This is a genomic window from Paenibacillus sp. UNC451MF (assembly GCF_000686845.1).
In the GTDB taxonomy this organism is placed as follows: domain Bacteria; phylum Bacillota; class Bacilli; order Paenibacillales; family NBRC-103111; genus Paenibacillus_S.
The window spans coordinates 108,423-134,184 of the sequence record NZ_JMLS01000017.1 but is presented as its reverse complement, the minus strand read 5'-3'; the positions used below and the strand labels follow the sequence as shown (position 1 = coordinate 134,184).

19 protein-coding genes and 1 other annotated feature are annotated in these 25,762 nt (G+C 44.1%); of the genes, 4 read left to right on the top strand and 15 right to left on the bottom strand.

Going from position 1 to position 25,762, the window contains the following annotated elements:
- Positions 1-4: 4 nt before the first annotated feature.
- From BP97_RS0117690 to BP97_RS0117670, 5 genes are all read right to left on the bottom strand, one after another.
- Positions 5-1,582, bottom strand: coding sequence for a SagB family peptide dehydrogenase (locus tag BP97_RS0117690; protein WP_028550283.1), 1,578 nt, complete (start codon positions 1,580-1,582; stop codon positions 5-7).
- A 21-nt stretch (positions 1,583-1,603) separates the two neighbouring features.
- Complete coding sequence (locus tag BP97_RS0117685; RefSeq protein WP_028550282.1) at positions 1,604-3,547, bottom strand: TOMM precursor leader peptide-binding protein; 1,944 nt, start codon at positions 3,545-3,547, stop codon at positions 1,604-1,606.
- Complete coding sequence (locus BP97_RS0117680; protein ID WP_028550281.1) at positions 3,544-5,472, bottom strand: putative thiazole-containing bacteriocin maturation protein; 1,929 nt, start codon at positions 5,470-5,472, stop codon at positions 3,544-3,546. Before BP97_RS0117680 ends, BP97_RS0117685 begins: the two co-directional genes overlap by 4 nt.
- A 156-nt stretch (positions 5,473-5,628) precedes the next feature.
- A complete protein-coding gene (locus BP97_RS39745; protein ID WP_081824247.1) occupies positions 5,629-5,943 on the bottom strand; it encodes a heterocycloanthracin/sonorensin family bacteriocin in 315 nt (104 codons plus the stop codon).
- A gap of 332 nt (positions 5,944-6,275) precedes the next feature.
- Positions 6,276-6,521, bottom strand: coding sequence for a glycine zipper domain-containing protein (locus BP97_RS0117670; RefSeq protein ID WP_028550279.1), 246 nt, complete (start codon positions 6,519-6,521; stop codon positions 6,276-6,278).
- A 226-nt stretch (positions 6,522-6,747) separates the two neighbouring features.
- Here BP97_RS0117670 and BP97_RS39740 point away from each other — a divergent pair, with 226 nt between their 5' ends.
- On the top strand, positions 6,748-7,131 hold the full coding sequence (locus tag BP97_RS39740) for a YmaF family protein (protein WP_197035485.1): 384 nt from the start codon (positions 6,748-6,750) through the stop codon (positions 7,129-7,131).
- A gap of 213 nt (positions 7,132-7,344) precedes the next feature.
- A complete protein-coding gene (locus BP97_RS0117665) occupies positions 7,345-8,343 on the top strand; it encodes a cation diffusion facilitator family transporter (RefSeq protein WP_028550278.1) in 999 nt (332 codons plus the stop codon).
- A gap of 113 nt (positions 8,344-8,456) precedes the next feature.
- On the opposite strand, the gene BP97_RS0117660 is transcribed toward BP97_RS0117665, so the two are convergent.
- Positions 8,457-9,116 carry a helix-turn-helix transcriptional regulator gene (locus BP97_RS0117660; RefSeq protein ID WP_028550277.1) on the bottom strand — a complete coding sequence of 220 codons (660 nt, stop codon included), beginning with the start codon at positions 9,114-9,116 and terminating at the stop codon, positions 8,457-8,459.
- A gap of 173 nt (positions 9,117-9,289) precedes the next feature.
- Between BP97_RS0117660 and BP97_RS0117655 the strand changes: the two genes are divergently transcribed.
- Entirely contained in the window at positions 9,290-10,654 is a 1,365-nt protein-coding gene (locus BP97_RS0117655) for an MFS transporter (RefSeq protein ID WP_036746110.1), read from the top strand.
- A gap of 58 nt (positions 10,655-10,712) precedes the next feature.
- Here BP97_RS0117655 and BP97_RS41720 read toward each other — a convergent pair whose 3' ends face one another.
- The 3 genes from BP97_RS41720 to BP97_RS0117640 form a co-directional block, all read right to left on the bottom strand.
- The gene (locus tag BP97_RS41720) at positions 10,713-11,177 is read right to left on the bottom strand and encodes a YiaA/YiaB family inner membrane protein (RefSeq protein ID WP_028550275.1); all 465 of its coding nucleotides are present in this window, start codon (positions 11,175-11,177) and stop codon (positions 10,713-10,715) included.
- A 235-nt stretch (positions 11,178-11,412) separates the two neighbouring features.
- The gene (locus tag BP97_RS0117645) at positions 11,413-11,721 is read right to left on the bottom strand and encodes a hypothetical protein (RefSeq protein WP_028550274.1); all 309 of its coding nucleotides are present in this window, start codon (positions 11,719-11,721) and stop codon (positions 11,413-11,415) included.
- Positions 11,722-11,820: 99 nt separating this feature from the next.
- On the bottom strand, positions 11,821-12,768 hold the full coding sequence (locus tag BP97_RS0117640) for a helix-turn-helix transcriptional regulator (RefSeq protein ID WP_028550273.1): 948 nt from the start codon (positions 12,766-12,768) through the stop codon (positions 11,821-11,823).
- A 99-nt stretch (positions 12,769-12,867) separates the two neighbouring features.
- On the opposite strand from BP97_RS0117640, the gene BP97_RS0117635 reads away from it, so the two are divergent.
- Complete coding sequence (locus BP97_RS0117635) at positions 12,868-14,052, top strand: MFS transporter (RefSeq protein ID WP_028550272.1); 1,185 nt, start codon at positions 12,868-12,870, stop codon at positions 14,050-14,052.
- A 145-nt stretch (positions 14,053-14,197) separates the two neighbouring features.
- Here the strand turns inward: BP97_RS0117635 and BP97_RS36745 are convergent, their stop codons facing one another.
- From BP97_RS36745 to BP97_RS0117605, 6 genes are all read right to left on the bottom strand, one after another.
- Positions 14,198-15,418 (bottom strand): mandelate racemase/muconate lactonizing enzyme family protein, encoded by a 1,221-nt coding sequence (locus tag BP97_RS36745; protein WP_051620695.1) that lies wholly within the window; start codon positions 15,416-15,418, stop codon positions 14,198-14,200.
- Between the two features lie 265 nt (positions 15,419-15,683).
- Entirely contained in the window at positions 15,684-16,769 is a 1,086-nt protein-coding gene (asd, locus tag BP97_RS0117625; RefSeq protein WP_028550271.1) for an aspartate-semialdehyde dehydrogenase, read from the bottom strand.
- 156 nt (positions 16,770-16,925) lie between these two features.
- Positions 16,926-17,190 (bottom strand) — a binding site (T-box leader).
- Between the two features lie 98 nt (positions 17,191-17,288).
- Entirely contained in the window at positions 17,289-19,208 is a 1,920-nt protein-coding gene (locus BP97_RS0117620) for a PAS domain S-box protein (protein WP_028550270.1), read from the bottom strand.
- A gap of 214 nt (positions 19,209-19,422) precedes the next feature.
- On the bottom strand, positions 19,423-23,952 hold the full coding sequence (locus BP97_RS38950; RefSeq protein ID WP_081824246.1) for a discoidin domain-containing protein: 4,530 nt from the start codon (positions 23,950-23,952) through the stop codon (positions 19,423-19,425).
- Between the two features lie 602 nt (positions 23,953-24,554).
- Entirely contained in the window at positions 24,555-25,064 is a 510-nt protein-coding gene (locus BP97_RS0117610; protein ID WP_028550269.1) for a GrpB family protein, read from the bottom strand.
- 4 nt (positions 25,065-25,068) lie between these two features.
- A complete protein-coding gene (locus BP97_RS0117605; protein WP_028550268.1) occupies positions 25,069-25,551 on the bottom strand; it encodes an acetyltransferase in 483 nt (160 codons plus the stop codon).
- Between the last annotated feature and the right edge of the window lie 211 nt (positions 25,552-25,762).

Below are 25,762 nucleotides of genomic sequence, written 5' to 3'. Positions count from 1 at the left end.
CTGACTAACTGTGCAGGCTGCCTTCCAAAAGAGCACGATAACGATAGTGACCGATCGGAATTTGGATCAGGGTAGTCTTTCCTTGATCAGTCAATTGGTAAAGTTCGTCACAAAGAGCAGGATCAAATCCGAGCAATGGCCGCCCACCCAATCCGATGGAAGACGCCGCTAATAACAAGCTTTGTACAAGCATACCCGCTTCCATCTGCTGTATTCGATATCCCCTATACCCTAATACCGATTTGTGGTAGTCCTTGTCACCAACTACATGCAAGCACATTGGTACCTGAAACAAATTCACGTTATCCAACGACATTCCCTTCTGTAACCGTAGCCGTTGATCTCCTGGCCGTACTCGGCGTAACAAATGAGCCTCACTATCATAACAATAAGCTCCGTTTGGAATGCCATCAACGTTATACAAGCAACAGTATAAGGAAATACGTGAAATAGGATTTTCATTATTACCATTCAAATCATTATTATAGGACAAAGAAGCCGTCGCTTCTTGCAGGAGAGTCGCCACTTCTGACTGTGTCACCTTACTCAATACGAAATTCGACTCTGGCGAAGCTCGCTTCCGGCAGACGGATGCTAAATCATACGTTAACCGATCCACACGGGGCATGAATACGGTCTGAAGCCCGCTTTCAACATGCTTCACCGCCTTAACATATCCAAAAGAACTGGTTGAATCTAACATTGAAGCTTCGTTCATCTTGGTCAGCATCGGGTACTCCTTGATTTCTAGCGACCGTACGTAGTGCTCGTGCCGAATGACTGGAAGTTCCCTGCACAATTCAACGGCAGAGCTTCCCGCCAATTCGACGATCCCCTGATTAAGTCTTGTTGCTGTTGGTTTGGCCGAAAGCGGAATGACAGCATATACACTTTCCTCCTGATCGGTTATCCCAAGCAGATGATTGACTGCTCGATCAAGAAATTGAAAATATACACTTGATTCATAACCGAACCGTCTCGTCACCTCGAGTAATTGACCCGTCAATACACCAGTGTCTAGTCCTTGTAGGCGATAAGCAAAGTTATTGTATTTATAATAGTTTTTCCAAAACATGACTGAAGTAAAGACCGTTCCAAAACAACCCGATATGTCGCATCGATTACCTAGTGCCCGGGTCAGATAGGAATCAAAATCGCCCTCGCGGAGCAAAACCAACCGATGATGCGCCGCGTCATAATGATATACTCCTACAGGAGCATCCGCTGTCTTCAAATATACGTATAGCTCGTTCGGGTACAAACCGCCGCCCGAAGGGACAAACCGCCGGTACATCTGTACAGGGCTGCCCGTATAGCCCATGGAAGAATATGTAGGTAACTGGTTTATTCGGGTTAGACCATAAACATGCCAGAGAATGTGACCGATGGTTGTCAGATCAGGATTGGCGGGCGATTTATATCTATAGAGAGACAATGGCAGCTCAGGGGAAAGTGGAATAACAGGTAAGTTGCGGTATAGCTTATATGTTAGCGGCGCATCATCCCAATCGACTTCCCAATCCGAAGGCTTGAAATCATCGCTATCCGAATGAAGGCTGCCCAGGAATTTTTCCAGACTCATCTTCCTTCCTCCTAGGTCGTTTTATGGGAACGGATGCGGATGCGGATTAAGCTGTTCTAAGAGCAGCGGTTGCTTTACATACCCGAGTAGTGCCGGTACCTTTAATACTCTATCCAACCCCGTCACCCTCATGAGATGGTGACCGAAAGTCATTGGAAGCATTCCTGGAATTAGCACCTTAACACAATATAGATTGTTTCGTTTTAATTCTGGAGTCGTCTGATCGACTACGATCACATCGAGCTTCAACCGGTGGAACGATTGGAGCGCAGCCTTCAGGTCATCGGTCAGATCTGTGTGTTCAGGCGCTTGTTTGAATTCCTCCTGGAATGTCCTTAAAGGTCGGTTATCTTCCAGTAGAAATTGAAGACGATCCTCTGCTTCCCGCAGGCTGTACAGCATAGAATGATCCTCCATACTGCGAACCAACCACGGATCGTGGAACATCTGCACGTTCCTCTCTCGGTTTTCTTCGAACTTTCCATCGAGCGTCAGCATCATCCCAGATAATTCGTGAACCGCACTTTTCGCAGCACGAACCGGATCCGGATGTGCTCCTGCAGCGCAAATGAGATTTACCCCTTTGGGTTTCATGTTTTTGGCCAACGCCCAAACGCTCGGAATTCCATTTTCCATAGTCGCGTTATACAAATACACATCGAATCCTGCCACCGTTCGCAAGCGGTTGATCATAAGCTCCAATTCGGAATCACCGGTAGAATGTACATCAAGCCGAGGGAGCGGAAGCTGCGCATACCAAGTCATCAGGAAAGAATCTCGTTCCACCACTTCCATGATGCCGTAAAATATTGCCTCCTCCATGCTTCCACCCAACGCGCAGCCGTTGGACGTTTCATAGATAAACCCATGTCCGCAGGGAGAACTGTAATAGGCTAGCTGTTGCGGTACTAATATCGGACTTTGTCTCTCGAATGAATAACCCCACACCCAGTCGATAGGCTCTTCAGAGTGAAAGGGCTTGAATGGAAAATGTGGCTGCTCATATTGTTCCTTCGCATACAAGCCTACTGCTGAAGGATCAAGGGCATGATTCGCCAGATTACGATAACTATCATGGATCACCGGCATTTTGCCACGGGGCGCCATTCCACAATATCTCTCCAATCCCTCCATAATAGCTGTCAGCTCGCTCTCCGCGTAGGAATGGGTACGGCCAGCCGTTGGCTCATCCTGATCAAACATCGGAAGATTTACGCTCACATCGGCAAAAGGAGAAACAAGATCAACCATTTTTCCATTCAAGAACCCGGTCTTATAATCCAAATAATCTTTAACTAAAAATCCCGCCAGATCCTCTAATGATCGACTTCGGTAGCTTTTTCTGTTGATTTTAGGACTTGGTTGAAGCAAAATGGACGCCCTCTCCGGCGTATCTTCTATCAAATAGCTGCATGTCGGACATAGCGGGTCGGGCAAAAAGAAATGAGTTTTACCCGTCAATGTTTTCAGATCAAGGAAAAACATCAGTTCCTCCAATTGAGACCGTTTGCCCTGAATTACCTTCTGTGACTCTTTAACAAGCAGATGTGTCATCTGTAAAAGTCCAGTACGCGATGCCCAAGCATCGTGAGGAATTCCCCCTGCCTCAGTCAGACGCTGCTCCAGCATCCACATTTCCTTGCGGTCACGTCCCGCCATGAGATGGCGTGTGTCAGCACAATGCGAGCAACCGGAGACCCCTGGCCGAACCAGTGGTCCGATTACACCTTCACCGAAGGTAACAAAGCCTCGCAGCCATGGAATGCCTGCTGCCCGGAACATCTCTTCCGCCTCCCGATGAACAGAAGGATGCCATGCATCGTGCAGTACCAAGGCAAAATCGACCGATTCAGGAACTTCTTCCTTAAAATCGTTCAGACGCACAACCTGGCATAGGGAGGACATCTCTTTACTTACGAGCCCCGCCAATCCTCCCTCGCCAATAATAGCTACCCCTACGTTCACCGGGATTCCCCCTCTCGAAGCAGCACACCATATACACCACTAAGCCCTTCTTTCAAAAACGGCTCCACGGCTAGATCCACAACAAAGAGCTGCTTGCCGTTCTTCGTCAGAATCTCCAAAGCTTCCTGTAATGCTGTCTGTGATTGTGCAGTTCCTTCACTCGAAGGAATCATGAGATCAGACATCGTTTCGTTTCCAATTCGCACCGATGCGGTTTCCAGCACGTGATGCGCTGGGTATACGGATTGATTTTGTACCTTCTGCAGCGCCGCTTTAAGTGCTCTCTGCAAAGCCATTGTTTTATTTAATCCGGTACTGGCATACCAATAGTCAGTTGTACCGACCCAAACTGTAGGGAATCCCAAAACTTCCTCGCCCAAGCCAATCACCGGTTCTTTCCCCATAGCAGTCAAAGCTTGCATATAATACCGACATCGTTCATCTTCCACTCTGCTCAACTGCACCCGTGTGACATATGGCTTCCGAACTTCCTGCTGTGCAGCCAACCGTTCGGTTAAATTTGCTTGTAACCCACGTAACATCGCTTCTGCCGTAGTTCCTCCTACACCGATTCCCATAACTTCTTTAGTAGGCACGAGCATTTCCGCCAAGCGGGCTACATACGCTTCAATCCCAATCAACCCTGCTTCCCACCGCGCTTCTTCGTGTGTAAGACCTGTTCCAAGCATCTCCGGCAGCATTTCGACCGGTCCTTCCGAAAGCGGATTAACCGCCTGGACACGGCACTGGGAAAGTGGGAGTTGCTTTAGATCCCCCTCTTCCCAAATATGGAGGATTCCCGATTGCGGTGAAGTCAATTGATTCAAATAAGTAAACAAACGGTTGGATGCATCTGGGTCCGAACTCTCCTCTTTCCCGTCAAATTGCAGCTTCGATGCTCGATCCGCCTGTGGCTTCGCAAACCCGTGTACCAAAGGATGCGGTATGAATGGATGCCAGCCCCCTTCCAATGTTTCCAGATTCAGCAGAAAAAACGAGTTTCTTAGCTCAGTTTCTCCAGTAACTTTTTTAAAAAGCTCGAACACAATCACATTAGCAAGCATCGACCCGGCAGTGGTTGAGAAAGAATGCTGCTCAGGATTCTTGTGAACAGCCGTTTGGTGGACTCGGCGCCATGCCGATTCCCAGCACCCTTCATACTCTGGATGCACGACGGGACCTGCCATTCCTGTCTGATGAAGGCACATGGCCGGAAGCAAAACTTTCTTCTCTGCTTTGCAAACTGCATGGAGGAGTCGGAACTCCTCTAAATCTCCAACTTGAGATACATACAAAATCGCTTGATATGGTTGTACAGCGTCCCTCCAACCGTCTGCTCCTTCTTTTCGTTTATTAATCTCCTTAAGCACCACATCAGGATCACTAAGACGGGCTTGATCCGCCAATTCTGCCAGCCGCTCTCGGTTCGTTGGCTCGGATTCCGTTATCAACATATTGATCTTTGGAAGTCCTGACTCTAATAATGCAGAAACCAACCCGACAAAAAACGGACCAGAGCCTACTGCTAGTACGCCAGTCTGCCGATAACTCTGAAACCGATATGCCCCTGAATCGCCAAAGCTTTCTAAAAATACGATTTGAGCAGCGAACTTTTGGATAATCTCGTTCGATAATTGATGCGGCCTGTCTTTACTAACATCCCGGACAAAGCCCTTCTGGTTCAACACGTTCGCGATTTCGTAAACCCGTTCCCGATGCGGGTGCGATAATCCGTTCGTTAAATCCGCTAATGTATGCTCCCCATTAAACATAGGAACTAATTTTTCAATCCAACGCTCGATCATCCCGCCTTCCATCCGAAATGTGCCTACATTATTCCGGAAATACACCGCATCGTTCGGAACAGGGAGAAAAAACGTGTCCTCCTTTACTTTCAGACGTGCAGCAGGGGTTAAATTTGTCATTTCACTCCTCCTAAATGGTACATAGTGCCAATTTGTAGAATCGCTCTCCTAGTAATATATGTACATCAATTCGTCCCACATGCCATTGCCCATAATGAATAAATGCCCCTGACAACTTGTCGTTGCAGGGGCAGGGTTTTCAGCGAGACGAAACGATTAGCGACAACGATGGTGGCAGCCGCCGCAACGGAATCCACCACAACGAAAACCTCCGCAGCGGAATCCACCGCAACCTCCGCAGCCTCCGCAGCCGCCGCAACCTCCACAGAAGCCAGTGCAAAAACCACCGCAAAAGCCGACACAAAAACCGACACCAAAACCAATACATAACCGTGCTGGATCCACCGGATTCACTCCATAGGGATACTGACCTTCTGGATATTGGCTTTGTTGGCTCCAAGGCGTCATCTCACTGGATTGAAATTGGGAAGAAACGCTTAATTGTTGAAGATCATTTTGGAATTCATTCATTTTAAAAACCTCCAATAATTTTTTCTAGTTGGTATGAGCATAATGGAAGGCTCAACTGCTCTTGATGAACATAATTCCAATTTATGGAGTATCTCCGCATTTGTTACTGAATCAAACGCCCATTTTATAGGCGTTTGTACCAAATGCCAATTAAACGCTTCTCTTTGCTCAAAAAAATAACCAAATTCTTGTCTTAATTTAGACAAGGATTTGGTCCCTTAAAATAAAAAAAGCCGTCTAGGCACGGTTTTTAAGAATTCGATTCTTGGAATGTAAGAAGTTAGTAAAAAAAGATGCAGGATTTCACCTGCACCTTTTTTTCTCACATCATGTTAATCTTTCTGATTATTATCATTTGCAGCTTCATTATCTCCAACGTTCTCGCCGGCCTTGTTACCAACAGCTGCGCCTACTATACCACCTACAACGGTACCAACAGGCCCCAAGGCAGAGCCTACGATTGCTCCTAGAGCACCGCCACCTGCTGTTCCTACAGCTTCGCCTACGTCAGCACCAGCCATCTCAGTCGTTTCTTGGGCAGAATCATCATTACGATTACGCTCATTGTTCTTTACCATTCATCTCACTCCCTCACACTGTATTAGGAAATGCTTCTTCTCGCAGTTGCAGTTCCCCAAAGTATCTTGCCCTAACCAGTGTGAAAGAATTCTTACTTTGGAAAATTTCTTCAGTCATTACCCAAAAAAGCTGATTTTGGTCATTCACCGGATGGAGGAGTATCCAATCGTCTTCCCCATTCATATTATGGATAGGCAAATATCATAGAAAGCGTGGGTGTGTATTATGGAGATACCTATTACAGGCTTTATCTTTCACTCAAATGATTCTGAGTCAGACCATTCACACAAATTGTATATCACTTCTTGGGATGGGAGGCCTGTTCATTCACATCCATTTTCAGGGATTACCTCATTTGATGCAGGACATGATCATCATTATGCTGGAATGACCGAGCCTGCTGCTAGTGGTGTTCAACATACACATGATTATTACGCTGTTACCTCGCTTGATGACGGGCATACACATAACCTTCGTGGAGTTACTGGCCCTGCTATTGACTTCCCTACTGGTGGACATTACCACTATTTTCAAGGGTTTACAACAGTAAACGGACGTTTTCCACATTCTCATAGGTACCAAGGTACAACAGGGCGTGAAGTAGGCTAAAGAAATGGATAAATAAAAGCTTGTGTGTATATGGCACACAAGCTTTTTGAGTTACTTGGAATTTCGGTAATACATAGAGAAGAAAATTTTTTTGTTAAGTGAAACTGCTGTAATATTCGCTCGTATTAATTATTGATATCTAAGCCCAAGAGTTTAAAGCAGATGTGGATTAGGTAATATTCAAAAGGATTTCCAAATTTTAAGGAGGAAGAAATGGACCCGGACCCGGAACGAGAAAATTTATTGAGCTTGATTAAGAAAGGAAATAAATCATCCGCTATTGCGATGATCGGTAATGCCTTTATTGCCATTGCCAAAGGTGTAGGTGCTTCAATGAGTGGTAGCGGTGCAATGTTTGCCTCTGCAATGCATTCATTGGCGGACAGTATTAACCAAGGTTTTGTGTTTGTAGGTAGCATCCTTGCAGAGAAAAAACCTACTCGTCAATTTCCAACTGGATTTGGTCGAGTTATTAACATCTTTTGTATGATTGCGGTTATTGTCGTATCCATCATGGCTTACGAAACGGTTCGAGAAGGATGGCATTTGATTCATCATCCAGTTCAAGCTGGTCAAGGAATTTGGTTAAATATTGTAGCATTACTGTTTAACCTTGTTGTTGACGGTCTAATCTTATTAAAAGCTATGAAGGAAATTATGAAAGAAGCAAGAGTTGAAACTAGAGGGTTAGGTTTTATTGTTGCATCCTTTAAACATGTAGGTCGCTCAGCCCCCCCTACTCGTTTGGTATTTTACGAGGATCTTGTTGCTGTCACGGGTGCGGCATTAGCTATGATGGCGGTATTAATAACTTCTCTAACCACATTTGAAGCTCTTGATGGTGTCGTAACTATCCTCATCGGTTTATTGATGGTCGGCGTTGCATTTCGAGTTGGATATGACAATATGATTGGTTTGATCGGTGTGGCTGCCCCTCGCGATGTAGCTGAAAAAGTAGCGATGCTAATCCTTTCCGATAAGGATGTAATAGACATTAACGAGATTCGTATTACACAAGAAGGACGTTATTATCACGTCGATGCGATGATTGAATTACGCAAAGGCCTCACATTAGCCGATGCTGACGATATAAAATTCCGAGTTCAAGATAAATTGATTGCTGACCCAGATATTACAGACGTTGTATTAGGTATTTTAGAAGATAATGGTGTAAAAGACTGGACACCAGATGTTTTAAATAAGTTCGCATAATGTTAGTTTGATTCAGACGATATGCAAAAAACCGATCCTTCTTTACGGGTCGGTTTTTTATTCTTTCACGCCATGGAGACTGTTTCCGTAATATGCCGTTTCCTCCACAAAGGCTAACAACATCGTTGGATCTGATACACACATCGGCTGCCGCTTGTTAGCATATGCTCTTTTCTCTCCACTATAACCTCATTGCCCAGGACGAGCTGAAGCATTTCCAACTCTTTACTGCAAAGTCCCGAACAGACTTGTGCCGCTTCACAAATAGGGCAATGCTTTTCAACAAAATAATACGTACCGTCCGCATTCTCAATGATTTCAGCCATATAGCCTTCAGCCGTACGTTGTTCGGCAAGTGCCTGTAATTGTTCATTTAGGGGTAAGTGGACTGGCGCTTTTTTCTTGTATTCGACCACTTGCTTGCGGTTTCGAATTTCAAGCAGCTTCTCCAACCCTTCTTCTCCAAACGCCTCCCTCATCGAATCAATTAAGTTGACGGTAAGATCGGCATACCCGTCAGGGAAAAGTCGATTAGCCTCTTGGGTCAGTCTCCACATTTTTGCAGGGCGCCCCATAGCTCTAGCTTCTTCCTCGAACGTTACCAACTGCTGTTCATGCAGATCGTATAAGTGCTGCCTCACGGCCATTCTTGATATGCCAAGCTCAGTCGACAGCTGAAGTGCATCCGAAGGACCTTGCTGTTTTAACAGCTTCACAATGGTACGCCTTGTTTTTTCAGCGTTGGCCTCTCTCCCATGACTGTTATTTTTCATTTAATAACACCCTCTTTGTACACGAAAATGAGAAATAAGAAGTATACAGACATTATAAAGATAAATATTGACAAAGTAAACTTTCACCTGTATTTTGTAAAGTAATATGTTTACAAAGTATCCGGATACGAAGTATACATAATAAAAAACTGAGCAAATGGAGGTTGATCGTTTTGCCTGACACAGAAAATAGTATTTTTGGACCGAAATACATAGCCTTATCTATTGGAATCATTTTGGCGGTAATGGCCGTAGGTTTCGAAGGATTAGCTGTCATTACGGTGGCACCTGCCATTGCGGGCGATTTAAATGGAATCCATCTTTATGGGTGGATTTTCAGCGCTTACTTGCTTGCGCAAATTATTGGGACTTTGGTAGTTGGGCGTCAAATTGACAAGAAAGGACCTGCTCTGCCTTTCACTCTCGCCATGATTCTATTTGCATTGGGGCTTATTGCTGCTGCCATGGCGAATCATATGCTGATTCTGATCATTTCCCGAGCGTTGCAGGGTTTCGGCGCCGGTGCCATGATGACTTGCGTCTATACAGCGATCTCTTTAAGCTATCCCGATAAGCTCCGCACGAAAATATTGGGTGCTTTTGGTACCGCCTATGTGCTGCCATCTATGATAGGTCCTTACGTTGCAGGTGTCATTGCACAACAACTGTCTTGGCGCTTCGTTTTTTGGGGAGTACTTCCCTTTCTGCTTCTAGCCGCCCTTCTCAGCTTGCCTGTCTTCCGTAAACTGCAGGTTCCGGCTGTTCAAGAAAGAAGCACCTCAGGCTCCACTTGGCTATCCATCTTGCTTGCCATCGGTACCGGAATTTTCTTGAGCGGTCTCGGTATGCTTCCAAAGGCAATTGGCCTCATGCTGATTGTAGGATTGGTTTTTATGATACAGCCGCTTCGTAAGTTGCTGCCCTCAGGGACATTGAGACTTCGCCAGGGGCTGCCTTCTCTTATTGCGTCCCGGGGATTATTTTTCGCTGCTTATGCGAGCACACAAAACTTCCTAGTGCTGTCGTTAACAGATACTAAGGGAGTAACAGCCGATGTAGCCGGGCTAGTCGTAGCAAGCGCCGCGCTTAGCTGGTGCGCCATTTCCTTCATGCAATCCTATTGGGATACTGCAGATCAAGGCCGTGGCCGACATAAACGGATCATAATCGGAGTACTTTTTATGATTGTTGGAATTGGCATTGTCTTCTGGATCCCAACATCTACAATTGCTGTATCCGTTATTGGTCAAATGATCACGGGGATAGGGATAGGATTGGCTCATCCGACTAGCGGCGCCGTCGCATTCGCCAATTCCAAAGAAGGTGAATCCGGGGAAGTATCGGCTAACCTCCAATTTGCCGATTCCTTCACGCCGGGGATTGTCATCGGAATCGGCGGTGCCCTTATTGCCATCACTCAATCGACAGGCTTGGACATGGAAACAAGTATAACCATCGCTATGACGCTTAATCTTGTATTAATTCTCACAAGCTTATTCGCAGGATCGCGAATGAAGAAAGCAGTCCAAGCGGGATGATGGATTGCTGCTAATATCAGAAAAACCCGCCTAATCGTACTGGCGGGTTTTTCTGATATTATCCATTGAGATTATGATTCTCGAAGATCTCCTTGTCCTCAGCGTTATCGCGAGTCACTTTTTGTACCCCGATAGAACTATAAGAGATCAAAAGCATAACGGCAATATAGTAGCCCTTTTCGTTTAATTCAAATGTTGCATTGTATAATCCAATGAAAAACATGCAGAAACCGATTATTAACCCCACTATCGCCATTCCTGTGAATGCGGGAGTGTTACGTAAACGATGTTTTGGATTTTCGTTTTTTAGTTCTTTATCCTCAGCATTATCCCGTATCACCTTTTGGGTTACTATGCTTGTAATAATGATTAAGAACATACATAACAAGTAGTAACCTTTTACATTTAATTGCCAGTCAGCATTGTAAATACCAAGGCAATATAAAAATATTCCAGCAGCAAGGGCGAAGTAAGATGCTGCTGTGAAAGCAAGTGTGTTACGTCTTTGATACTTTGGGTACATAGGGGTACCTCCTCTTAAGGTTACAAGCGACTAATATGCAGATGGTTAGTTCGTCAACATCATTGGTTCTCTTTTACAAATATGTTAACTTGCCGTGTACTATGTGAAAAGGCTTAATTTAAACTAGTACCAAACTGATATTCGTCTGTAGCGATTCGCACCTTAGTGGATATGTCCCCTTTGAATAACTTAAGATTATGATTTGCCTCAGTATCTTTCCATTTTGTTTACTAAATCACCCTTCTGCCACGTCCGCCCTCAAATCGCTCGCAACCTCAAGCATCTTGGGGATTACTGCTTCGTTAGTGCCGGATACATAAATATCTCCCTCATAATATCGGAATGGGATCTTTACCTCACCGTAACTCCACATGAAAAAGTCTCCCTCAATGGACATGCTGGTTGAACCTGTCACAGTAAATACTGGTGTATAAGCGAAATCTGGTTTAGACGTAAAATATTCTTTACATTCTTCCAATGTTATTGTTTGTTCTGAATTTCCATTTTCCTGAAATGCTCTTGTAATTCGATAGCGTTGACTCATTGAGATGCCTCCAATAGGTTCCATTTTCTTTAGTTTAACAACAACTGGCTTCGCTTACAAAAAATCTCCCATTACTTCCGTCACGCATCAAATTTCGCACTATTCATAGTTGGACATGATCTCTTTGAATAGTCGTTTTATATAATCAATCAGTTCCGTAGGATGCTTGACTGTCGCCTCATTGCCCAAACCTATGAAAAATCTGGCATAAAATGCGAGATCGCTCTGTGGAATTGGACCTTCCAGCCAGCCTGTGCCATCCTCGCGGATATTCAGGTGGGAACCCAGCCATAATACAGCCTCACACATCTGTACCCCTTTTCGGCTCAGTTCTGCATAAAGCTGGGTAGACTCCTTCTCCTTCTGAAATACCAACTCCTTATTTTCAAGATGTACGTGCCGTAGATCCATAGGCTCCGTACCGTCAACATCGTATGCCGCAGATTGAATTCGATCGCAGCGAAATATGCGAAAATCTTTACGCAGAAAGCAATAAGCCGGACAAAACCACAAGCCGTTATTGGCATAAATTCCGATCGGTTGTATTTTCCGCCCCGCCTCTTCTCCCCGCGGCTCGTACTGGATGAGCAGTACCTTTTGTTGGACGGCTGCCTCGAGCAAAATCGATAAGTATGGGGATTCCTGCTGTCTTGTCGGCGTCACAAAGTCTACACGGTTTTTCATTTCATCAATACGATCTCGAACGTCCCCCGACATGTGTAAATAAAATTTGTCCAGTGCGGAGGCAGATTCCGCTTCAAAAGGCAAAGAAGAATAATGACGAAGTGCATATACCGCAAAAAACAAGGCGGCAGCCTCTTCTTCTGAAAATGCGATGGGTGGCAAAATTCTTTCCTTCAACACCTGATAGCCACCGTGCGGACCTACCTCCGAATAAAGCGGAACCCCTAGCTCACTTAATTCCTGCAGATCCCTTAACATTGTTCTAGTGGATACGCCAAACTCCATAGCAAGCTCTTTAACCGTAAATTTCCGTTTTCGATTGACCGTCATCATCAGTTCCAATAAACGCTTCGATTTAGACATGAGCTAGCTCCAATTATTTTATATTTCGTGACAACTCTTGTCACTATTATCCTCTAGAATAGGGGTCAAGATCAAATAAAAAAGAAAATGGTGAATAGAATGAGTAAAATTCTCGTGTTATTTTTTCTTATCATGTTCGTTATCGGTACGGATACGTTTCTGATCTCTCCCTTGCTTCCGACACTGCAAGATAGGTTCGGTGTACCTACAGAAATGGCAGGATGGATGATGGGAGCCTACACCTTGGGTTCAGCGGTGTTTGCGCTGATCGCCGGACCTTTATCCGATGGATGGGATCGAAAAAAAGTAATGTTGTCAGGCCTTACATGCTTCGCCGTTTCAACATGCTTGTGCGGGTTTGCCGTTGATTTTTGGACTATGTGCTTGTTCCGGTTTTTGGCGGGAGTCAGCGCAGCGTTTACTGCGCCGCAAGTGTGGGCATCCATTCCAACTCTGTTTCCCCCGGCTAAAATCAGTAAAGTACTGGGCGTTGCCTACGCAGGGCTCGCAGTCTCTCAAGCGCTTGGTGTGCCGATCGGAAGCCTGCTGGCAGCAAGCAATTGGTCTCTTCCATTCTGGACCATCGGGTTATTTTCACTGCTGCTGGCGGTTGCAGTCTTTTTTGCAGTGCCTAGTATGAAACCGCACCACCACCAAGGAACTAAACCGTCTATATTAAAAAGATACGTTCCCCTTCTAGAGAGCGGCAAAGCAAGAGGCACCTTCCTCGCCTACTTTTTTGTTCATCTAGGGAGCAGCGCCGCCTTTGCTTTTCTCGGGAAATGGATGACGGACCGCTTTTACCTTTCTATTGATGAGGCTGGTTATGTGATCATCTTCTTGGGGCTTGGAAATTTTCTCGGCAGCCTATGCTCTCCTTATGTGATAAAAGCATTAAATCAGTTTCAGACTATGGCGGTGGGGATGCTCATTATTATCTCAGCTTATATCATATTGCCTCATGTGTCGTCGGTTAATATAGTGAAAGGTGTTTACTTTTTCATATTCGCTATCCTTGGTATTTTATTCCCGCTTATGGTGGGACTGCTGAATAGTTTAAATCCTACTATCCGTGGTACTATTTCAAGTCTTGCCACATCAACCATGAATGGAGCGACCACGTTCGGAGCTTGGATGGCCGGATTGCTGTATGCGGGATTTAACGGTTATTCTGCTGTCGGTATTTTTACGGGGATCTGTTTGGCGTGCTCGCTGCTTGTTTTTATTACAAGCGGTGTCCTGTCGACACAAGCGGCAAAAGCTGAAGCCAAATCTAATGCGTAGCTTAAGTGCGTTTGAAGAGATACAAATGGAAAGTTGATAAAACTATACCGACAATCTGCTCGCAAACAGTGGAAAAAGGCCTTGAGAAAGGCCTTTTTATGAGGTCTTTACTGTATTGCCAGTTCACATTAATTTTGATTTTATCTTAAATCAGGTGCGCTTTACGAAGCACTTTGTCAACCACTGAATAATCCATTCCAAGACCGGGGCCTGTAGGTGCTCGAAAGACGCCATCTTTCACTTCCATTTGCGGAGTGAATAGGTAGTCGGTCACTTTCACACCCGCTTTGTCCTCCTGAAATTTCCCAATATTCGGAATGTACGATGCAAAATGAAGCATATAGATATATCCAAACCCGCCGGAAATGTGCGGTGTGACAGGTATGCCTTTTAAAGCAGCCATTCTGGCAACACGGGTATTCCTTATAAATCCTCCGTTGTATTGTAGGTCAGGCTGCACTACTTGAGCGGCATCATTATGGATAATCCACCGGAACCGCCTTAAGCTGGTTTCTTGCTCCCCGAAGGCCAGTGGGATTTGAAGCGCATCCGCGACCTCCTTGGTATCCTCAAGATGCTCGAATGGACAAGGCTCTTCATAGAAGAAGGCACCAATTTCCTCCAAAATCTTACCGTACTTAATAGCTACCGGAGGATCATAGGAACCATTTCCATCAGCATGTATGGTGAAATCATCACCAAAAGTTTTGCGCGTCAAATAAATGAGCGTTTCGGATCGCCCTTCTATGGAATCGGCATTTTTGCTCATTCTGCCGCCTACTTTAAATTTAACAGCCCTGGCTCCCGTCTCGGCGACCTTCTTCTGCAACACTTCAATCTCCTCTTCAGGCGTTGTCCCTCTGTTGCCACTTGCCACATAAATAGGAATCTCGTTGCGAATGACACCTCCTAGAAGATCGCCGATCGGCTTGCCACTCATTCTACCTAACATATCCAGCAAGCTGGCCTCCACCCATGATATGCAGCACCAAAGAGCAAGCCCGGACAGTTTATAATTGCTTTGGTACACATAAACACCATCTAATAGCTTTTCCAAATCTCTGGCATCCTTGCCTATAAAGTAAGGGATGATCAGCTGCTGGAGCAAAGGATACAAATAACCTGCACGCTCGCTTGTCACAGCGACCCCTTCAGAACCGTCTTTCGATCGGGTCCTCAAGAAGTATAATCCGTTATTGAACAACAGCTCAATGGACTGTATGATCACCGGTGAAGTAATCCCTTCCACATTTAAAACAGCAGAATTCGCCGCTTCTTCTAAATCAGCGATGCTAACATTACTTTTCGCATGGGTGAGAGCGCTTTCTAAATGTAAATAGGACAAATCGTTATAAGTATTTACCATACGTTTTCCTCCTAAAACTATAGTGTCTTCAGAAGCATGCACCCTCTATTTAATAGCAGGTTGTTACAAACATCATTTCTCTTTTGACTAAAAGAATCTTCCTTTTTCCATGTATTCATGATTATGATACCATTTATTACCTCAGCAATGCATCAGATTCTCTAATTATCATGCCTTACTAGATCCTTATACTAAAAAAAACAGCAATCCCCTAAATCATAGGATGCTTGCTGTTTTTTTAGGATAAATCACAATGCGTATTTGTTTATTTTGCTTGGATGTAACCTTCCGCTTTAAGCAGCTCTGCAATCAGAACTGCACCGCCTGCTGCTCCACGTAATGTATTATGTGATAGACCTACGAATTTATAATCGTAAATGGAATCCTCGCGCAATCTGCCTGTAGAAACGCCCATACCATGCTCGATGTCGCGATCCAATTTAGTCTGTGGTCTGTTTTCTTCTTCAAAGTACGTGATGAACTGCTTTGGCGCGCTTGGCAAACCAAGCTCCTGCGGACGTCCCTTGAATTGCTGCCAGCGGCTGAGAATTTCTTCCTTCGAAGGTTTGTTCTCGAACGATACAAATACTGTAGCCAAATGTCCATCGGTTACTGGAACGCGAATGCACTGTGTTGTAATCAATGGTGCACTTGCTTTTACAATCTCATCATTTACAATGCTGCCCCAAATGCGCAGTGGCTCCTGCTCACTCTTTTCTTCCTCGCCGCCAATATACGGAATAACATTATCTAACATATCCGGCCAATCGGTAAAGTTTTTGCCTGCTCCGGAAATCGCTTGATACGTCGATGCAACCACTTTTGTTGGTTTATAATCCAGCAGAGCATGAAGTGCAGGTACATAGCTTTGAATAGAACAGTTAGGCTTAACGGCAATAAATCCTCTCGAGGTTCCCAGACGCTTTCTCTGTGCAGCAATAACTTCGATATGCTCTGGATTAATTTCAGGAATGACCATCGGGATATCAGGTGTCCAGCGATGAGCCGAGTTATTGGAAATAACAGGCGTTTCCGTTTTCGCGTAGGCTTCTTCTAATGCTTGAATTTCATTCTTGTTCATCTCAACTGCACAAAAGATAAAGTCGACATGACTGGCTACCTCTTCTACTTTCGAAGCATCCTGAACGATGATGTTTTTCACATCTTCTGGAATAGGGTCAGACAGTTTCCAGCGGGCTTTCACTGCTTCTTCATAAGTCTTCCCGGCAGAGCTGGCACTGGCTGCAATTGCCGTCACCTTAAACCAAGGATGCTGATCCAGCAATTGAACTAAGCGCTGGCCAACCATGCCTGTACCTCCAACAATACCGACTCTTAGTTTTTCTGACATAGATATTCAAATCCTTTCAAATGATATAATTAAGCGTTCATTTTGTAACATCTGTTTTTTCGATATTCTAACATTCTGATTTGACGTACATTATATAACATGTTTTGCGGCTAACTTTGCTACAATAAAAAAAATCCCACCCCCAAGACTATTTGTCTTGGGGACGAGATTCTATATGCTCGTGGTACCACCCCAGATTCGCTAATATGTCGCCATATTTGCCTCTTCAAGTACGGCATTACGATGTAATGCTTATACTCTAGCTCTGTAACAGGAGCTCCTGGCGCACCATCCTCTTTAATTAAGGTTCCGATGTGCTGCTCTGAGTCTTTTTTCAATAAAGAAATCTTTGCTCCTTTTCAGCTAAGGGAGCTCTCTGTGAAAGAATCCATTTATTTACTCGTCTCTTCATCGCATTTGAATGTGTTGCGATTATAATATCAAAAAACTGCGGTGCGGTAAACATTTTTTTAAAAAATCCACACCATTGTTAATTTTGATCATGCCTCTGAACACACCCTAAGGTGCGTTCTCCATGAATTTGTCAATGATTCTTGATACGGCATTCATACTAATAGGCTTACTAACATATTCATCCATACCCTCGGCTAAATATTTTTCTCGGTCGCCTTTTATTGCATGAGCGGTTACTGCCACAATGTAAGGAGTCTTCTGACTCGTTGAATTGGCTTTTATCGTCTTGGTTGCTTCTAACCCATCCATCACAGGCATTTGAACATCCATGAAAATAAGGTCATACGGGAAGCTCTGAGCCGCTACTACCACATCTTTTCCATTTTCCACTATCGTTGAACGGTAGCCAAGCTTTTCCAACATTTTCTTTAAGACGATCTGATTAACAGGATTATCCTCAGCAATCAAAATATTAATGGAATTCGAAGCTTCACTTTCCTGCTCAAGGGAAAGATCTATAGATTGGGATTCCGTTTGGAGTTCGACTTGAAATTGGGCTGTGAAGATAAAAAGCGAACCTGAAGGATCTGCAGAGGCTTCGTACCATATTTCTCCCCCCATTAATTGAACAAGCTTTTTACAAATGGCTAAGCCTAAACCAGTTCCCTCCGTCTTCCTCGTCATAAAATTATCGACCTGGTAGAAAGGATCAAATAAGCGATTCACCTTATCTCTTGGAACTCCTAAACCTGTATCCTGAATTTTGAATTGAAGAAACACCGTACTCTGTTCATGAGTGACACAATCCACCGAGATTGAAATCGTTCCTTCTGATGTAAATTTAACGGCATTGCTAAGCAAATTGATAAGGACTTGTCTTAATTTGGTATCATCGCCACCTACAATGTTAGGAACTTTTGGGCAGACGGCAGTAGAAATCTCCAAGTTTTTCTCAAGTGCCCTTGGCATAATGATATTTAATGTCTCTAACACAATCGCTCTGACATTGAATGGCTCTACAACAACTTCTGAAATCCCTGATTCAATCTTGGAAAAATCCAAAATATCGTTAATGATCGTCAGAAGCGTGTTCCCGCTTTTCTTAATTATTTGAACATACTCTTGCTGTTCTTGATCTAATTTTGTTTCCAAGAGCAAATCCGTCATTCCGATAACCCCATTCATAGGAGTCCGTATCTCATGACTCATCATTGCCAAAAATTCGCTTTTGGCTTTATTCGTCTTTTCTGCGGCTTCTTTCTCAATAAGCAGCCGCTTTTGCTCAGTCATGTCTTTAGCAATAATATAAAAACCTGCATTTTTATTATGTATAAAAATGGGAGCTAACGTTGCTAGCACTTCTATCGCGTGACCTTCTTTGTGTTGGATATAATTAATATTTTTTTCAATGGAAGAGTAATCCTGGTTTGCTGAAAAGATTCCAGCAAGATTTTTTTGTCCCAACAGTTTGGAAATGCTTACACCGAAAAGCTCTTCAATTTTATATCCAGTCAGTTGCTCCGCCATTTGATTGCCGTTGATAATATTGCCATCCAGTCCGAATGAAATGATAGCGTCGTGGTTGTACTTTTTTAATGAAGTATAACGCTCAATACTTTCCTGCAGCTTCTGTTCAGCAAGCTTATTCTTCGTATTGTCGATAATTTGCAAAATGAAATACAGCGGCTTCCCATCTATCTCATCTCGAACAAGCGAAACGTTCAAGAAAGACCAGATTATATTACCATTTTTATGAACGTACCGTTTCTCAACTTCAAAGGAATCCCTCACATCATCCAGCAGTTCTCTTATCAGTTCTTCATTAGTATTCATATCGTCTGCAAAGCTCAAGTCTGATATTGTAAGCTCTCTTAGCTCTTCTTCTGAACGCCCAAAAATTCTACACATAGCGGGATTAACATTGATCCACTTTCTCTCCATCGACACAAAGCCTATGCCAATGGGAGCACTCCGATATACATGTTCAAAAAGAACTTGGTGGTCAAAATCAGTTAAATGGTGCATACTCCTCCCCCCTCGTACCTCTATTATATATTAATCTCTTCATAGATCATATATTGATTACCCCAAATGAACTCTTATGATACAAAATGGCTGCCGATTCACACCGGCAGCCTGATCCCTAAATGATAACGATTAACTTACTTGTGATTTAACACAAAATGGGTGAGGTGTCTTCTTCAACTTAATTGCTTGCAAATTCCTTCTACTAGTTTTTTTAGCGAATTCTAATGCTGCCATTGAAGTCTTGGGCCCATAGCTCAGCAGCAGGCGGTCCTTCAGCAACATTTCCACGCCATATGACTAAGCTGATATCGGAAGAATGTCCATGTTGTACCCTCGATGTCTCCATCATCAGTCGAACGGTATACGTTCCTCCTTGTTCATCCACAGCACTTCCTTGTACATAGGTACTTGAGTCCATCGTTACTATCCAGTCTGCTCCGTTCATGGTTAGTCGAAGTCCTTGTGGTTCGACATGTATCCGAGCGTTTCCGGTTACTTTACCTGCACTATCTTCTCCCCACTCGCCTTCCAGGTGAATTTTTTTCGCTTTGGCACCAAAAATACCTGAAGGAACAGGGACGTTCGTATGACCGTTCACCTTTATTGAATTGGAATCATAAGTAGCCGTGCTCACAGTCATGATCACCGTCGCAGCATTCTCCGTGTAGTAAGGGTTAGCAGCAAGGGTTGTCTTCACTTCGTACAAACCGTCAGTAAGCGTCTCGGCAAGGTTCGCTTGGCCGTACACATTTGTCAGCACCGTTGCGGAGCGGACAGGCACATACGTCCCATCAACCAGTATTTTATTAAGATTAAAGTTAATCGGCAAATCATTCAGCGCCCCCAGATCTGAGTCTTCTTGCTGCCGGACAACCGCAGAAAGCGTACCGTTGGAATGATTCCACTTCAAGGGTCCGACATAAGCAATACTTGCCTGCTCCTTCTGTACGGTCAACTTTCCTATTGCCTCGCTCGGCTGCAACGTTTGATCGGAAGCACCTGCGAACTTCGCCTTCACGACATATTCCGCAGAAGTGCCGGAGGGTACACCTACGTTTACGCGGTAATTCAGCAATGCTTCTCCCGAAGGACCTGTCACTGCTTCCCCTATCTTAGCTTCGTTCAAGAAAAATCCAATTGTTTGCCCTGACAATGGAACCCCGTACACATTTGTCAGAACAGAACGAATTTGTGCAGTATCGCTATAACTGTAGACGGCACTGCTTACCGTCAGATCCAGCTTCGTGGCGACGGAGTGACCGGCAATAAACACCTCGTTGATATTGTTCCACGAATCCTTCGTGTTACCATGTCCGATATACTTCACGTAACGGGCTTTGGTCTTTTCGAATGAGAACAGCTCAAGACCTGCAGTCTTTCCGTTACTGCTTCCAGTGAATACTCGAGTCCAATCGGTACCGTTCTCGGAAACATCCAGATCGAACGAATACCTGTCCTTATCTCCATTCAAAAACGCGGAAATGAATGTATCGATCGTTTTACTCTCCCCAAGGTCAAAGGTGATCCAGTGCTCTCCTTTTGCTGCCCAACGAGTAGCGAGATTTCCGTCAATCGCATTCGGAGGAGGAAAGCCGGAATTGTACCCCGGACTTGCCGTCACTCCTTTTATTTGGAAAGGGACCAAACCTACCGGTACATCTCCATAAACCGGAATAGCCGTGAATTTCACACTATAACTGGTTTGCAGGCTAGGATCCTGACGATCCTTTACAGTAATAATAGCGCTTCCAAACGGTTCCTGCGCTTGGGTAACTTCAATCAGGTTGGAACCCGACGCACTAACGACAGGAATAATTGCCGCGCCTGCCGGCATGGAAGATTTATAGCTATAAACAGCAGGATCAAACCCTGGAATCGGTTTTCCGTTTACCTGAATACCTTCCAGCTTAGGGGACGAAAAGACAGGTGGCACCGAATCCGTTGTTGCACTGAAATCGATTCTTAGAGTCGGTTTCCCTTCAAATGTCCGTTGAGGCCTTAATTGCTCTATCGTATTATTACCGATGGAGAGCGCATGGTCCTCTGTTGTAATGATATAGCTAAGTCCATTCCGCTTCTCAATTCGCTCTACTTGGAACATTTCACTGAAGCCCTGCTGCTCAGTTGTCTCATTCGGATACGCTCCATTGCTGTCGGGAATTACCTTGTAGGTGCCGAATTGGAGGGACACCCATTTGCCTTTTAGCGCATCGCCTTCCGGCAAGTTGACATCTGTAATTAGAGCATCTACATCAGAGCCTTCGCTGACCCGCTGCGCTCCTGTAACGGTACCGGTATAGGAGGATTGGCTGATTTTAAGCGCATCGGACCCATATTGGAAATTACTACCTGATATCAAGTAAGGCTTCATAAAGCCGTTACGCTCATACAATAATCCGATTCTTCCATTCAACGAGTATTTACCGTCAGCAGTCGCTAACAGTTGGTCAGGAGTTGATCTTCCGGTAATATCCGGGTTATTCAAATTAATAAGGACGATGTCCTCCCGACCATTTTTGAATTTAACAGAAAACGCTACATGCTCAGGACTATTATCCTGCAGAGGGACTCTGCTGATACTTGCTATGGCGGATGCACCGTTTAAAGGCTCCATAACACTAATGAACAAGCTGTCCAGATTGTTTTGATTGGAAGCCTCCCGCTTTACTATCAGCGAAGGACGCCAAAATTGATAGATGTTATCATACTGTTTATCGCGGTAGGAATGAGGGCTTTTTCCCAAGTAAACCTGATTACTGCCATCGTCAACCATAAAAATACGCGTGCCTACACCTCCGTCCTCCGAATCACGGAAGGTGACATCCCAATTCCCTGGAGATTGTCCCGTGCTAACGTCCCGGAACATTCCGTACCAATTTCGTTTGTCCCCTTCTTTCAATGGATCTGTCCACGTTTCATTATCGGGAAGAAGTGGATATGGTTTATTTATTTTTTGCAGAGGGAAGCTCGCTTCAGCCGTTTCGTCAAACTGGGTCGACCCATGCAGGAAATATTCATGGGTGCTTCCGCCCGTTACCTTAAATAGGTCTATCAGGTAAGGATGCTCAGGATCGATGGTGTTCATCACATTCAAACGCTGATATCTCTGTGCGGTACCAGGATAAGCCCAATCACTGTACACCTCAGACGCTTCGATACCGTCCAGACCCGGCTCATATAGTGAGAGGTTACCATTAGTAAATAAATGACCTACGTTTCCTGCCCCTTGTTTGGTCCCTCGGAACTGATTATCTCTATCCACCACAACGGTATTCATTGACAGTGTATCACTTGTAAAATCACGCGCGGCAGTGCGGGAATAACGTATTCCCCCGATCAGCTCTTTACCGAATCCGAATAAAGTGGATGAGAGAACGTTCGGATGGACGTGATTCGCCATATCATTGAAATTGATATTGTATTGAGTCTGTAGTCGATCTGAGCCACCGCCAAGCATCAGATGACCGTAAGCAGGTAGCAGTTGGGACTCTGTAGCGTTTCTTTTGGAAGCCCCTCCTTTGGTCGTATCATGAAAAGGCGGCAAATCACCATCAGGAAACGCTACTTTCTTCTGGACTTCTTTGGCATTAGCAAGAAATGAGGACTGTCTCTCAATCTTCTCCTTAAGCTCCAGCTGCACATCCGTTTCCGGCATGTGAATTTGGAAGTAAGATTGGATTAATTGGGAAATGGTATAATTGGAATTGGCATACCCGGCATGATAAGAAAAGGATTCAGGGAACATCCCGTCCCGCTTGAAGTTATCTCCGACCGTAATGTCCATGTATCGGCTCAACCAATCCATTAGTTCTGGCTGGTGAAGAACCGTAGCTACTCTGGAAATGGCTTCCACAGCACCTGATAGATTGGTGGAAGTATGGACTTTCATGGACTGGTACGTTGTAAGCCAGTTCACCACATTGAGAAAAAAGTCTTTGCGAATATGTTCCCTAACATCATACCCCTTGCTTTGTGACAGCTGTTTCAGTGCAGCGCTTTCATAGATCCTGTCAAAAGCGAAGATTTCTCCTGAATGCATTTCGTGTGATATCCCATTATGGTCACTTACCCTTTGGATATCGGTATTGTAATAATTGGCGACATTGTCGGCGCTGATCAATGTAGCTACATTTTTGCTAGTCATGTAAAAATCCGGCACGACATCCGCCCACGCGTCCAAGGCAATCGCGACTCTGCGGGCATATTTCTCGTCCCCAGTTGCTTGGTAAGCGTTTGCCAAAATCGGAAGATTGCTGGACATGAAAGAGGTTTTCTCGTAATCAATTCGCGCTTGGATCAAGTACTTTTTCCCGCTGTATTCTACATAGGGAACATCTACCGTCTTTCCACTCATGACCTTTACCTGTGTATATTGATATGGATACTGGGTATTAGGAAAGACCAAACCCTTAGTCGTCTGAATCCGGTCCGGATTTGCAGAGCTCCATACCCAGCTGTCGCTGCCGTCAAAAGGGTCGTTCAAAACCGTGCGCGGAGATTGCTTAGGCACGAGATTCACCCATTGATCCTCTGTATACTGTGCAAGCAGCTTATCTGCCGTTGCAATGGAAGCCTGCAGATCGGAAGCGCTTGGCGGGTAATAAGGATGCTGGATAGCAGCGTTTGGTGAAGCATCTTCTGAATTCGTTACGGCAGCAGCAGAAGCATAAGATTCTGTTTCGCTTAATGCAAACAGTTGAAATAGCAAGATCAAGCTTGCCATCGTTGATCGACCCTTCATTATTAATATCAGCTCTCTTTCAAAGTGGGTTGAATGAAAAGTATGTTTTTCTTAGCTGCTCTACTCCTCTTTTCATGATACTTGGTGATCTCATGTCACTCTTCTCATCCAATTTTTACATAATGTTTATTTCTCGATACAGGTTGATAGTCTCTAAGTAAGCCTTTACTATTCGCAGTAAAAAGGAGTTTAATAAACCAATAGCCTTGTCGCTTACCTATGGACGACATTCCAGAGTAATGCCCTAGTCTCAGCTAGATCAATGGCCCTTTGTTTATAAACTAATATCGATTATGCCTCCCCTCAATCAATTGACATATTGTGTACTAAGGATGCTGATAACCCGTTTGCTCCGTATACAAGCTAACGGTACCAAACGTTCAAAAGCTGAGACGGACCGGAAACGTGTGATTTCCCTGTGCAGTCCCCCGTCTCACATCCTTTACCGAAAGTTCACGACTTGAGACACTCCGGTCTGAATTTCATTATAGTAATAAACATTTCGAATGAATATGGATGAACTTAACTTATTATTTGTAAAATATTAACTTTCTGCTGCACACCAACAAATATTAATTTGGTGCAAATCCAGAAAGACTTACTTATATATACCAGAGAAGTGCTCTTTTCTCCAGTTCTTTAACAAATGCATCTTTACCGTTCATATAAGCTTCAATGTCCTTCGGGAATTGCTTTGCAAGGCTTTCTTTTAAATTTCCATATTGCCGAGCTTCCTCCAAATGAGTTCGGAGGTAATCTCTCATAGCCAAATGGCGATGGACATCTTCCTTGTTATCCGCCTGAAAAATATGTACTTGATGTGTTCTGTTATCTCCGCCTTTTCTGAAATATCTTCTTCCTTTCATCCCGAACTCACCCATACATTCGTATCCAAGCTCTGCCATTTGCTCATTAAACCTATCTATGTTTTCAATATCTTTTACAACTGGCATGATATCAATGATTGGTTTAGCTTTTAATCCAGGAACAGATGTGCTTCCAATATGATGAATGTCAATTAACTCATCAACAAAAATATCTTTGATCTTATTAGATTCATCCAAGAACATTTGTTTCCATTTATCGTTATATTCTGTAACCACAACATTCATACAGCTAACCTCCGATTGTATATTTTAGACCGACCTTACTAGTCTTTTTAAGTTCCAAATGAAGTAAAGGAAAGGGGCGCCCTGTTCCGTCCAGCTCTGAGCGTCCTGTTTGCACAAAACCATAACGTTTGTAGAAGGCGGTCGCTCCCTTGTTTTGCTCGTTGACATCAACTAGAAGACAGCTGCCTTTTATTTGTTCAGCATGTTTAATGAGCCGAGTCCCTACACCCTGTCCGTGGTAATTAGGGTCGACGAATAACATCTCTATTTTAGTCCCATCAAGTCCAATAAACCCTGTCGGAACATTACTTTGATTAGTTTCCATCCATATCTCCACACCTTGTAAAGCTTCCGTTCGAACGATATGGTGGTAAAATTGGATGTCCTCCTCCGACAAAAAAGTATGAGTTAGACGCACAGCTTTATACCAAATATCCACCAATCTATCATGATCCTTTTCTTGATATGGAACAATTTCGTTTAACATTTCTTTCCTCCGGGTTACTATTTTTCAAATATTAATTTCTTTTTTTAAATGCAAGTAGCATTTCGATAGGAAATCTAATTATATCATTCGTACCCTTGGAATGGCTCTGTTAAGAATCATTAAAATTAAACATTACTGATCTTCTGTTCATCCTCTCTGTTTAGATTCACCACTACATAAATAAAAATAGGATCAGGTTGTTTCGTTAGCA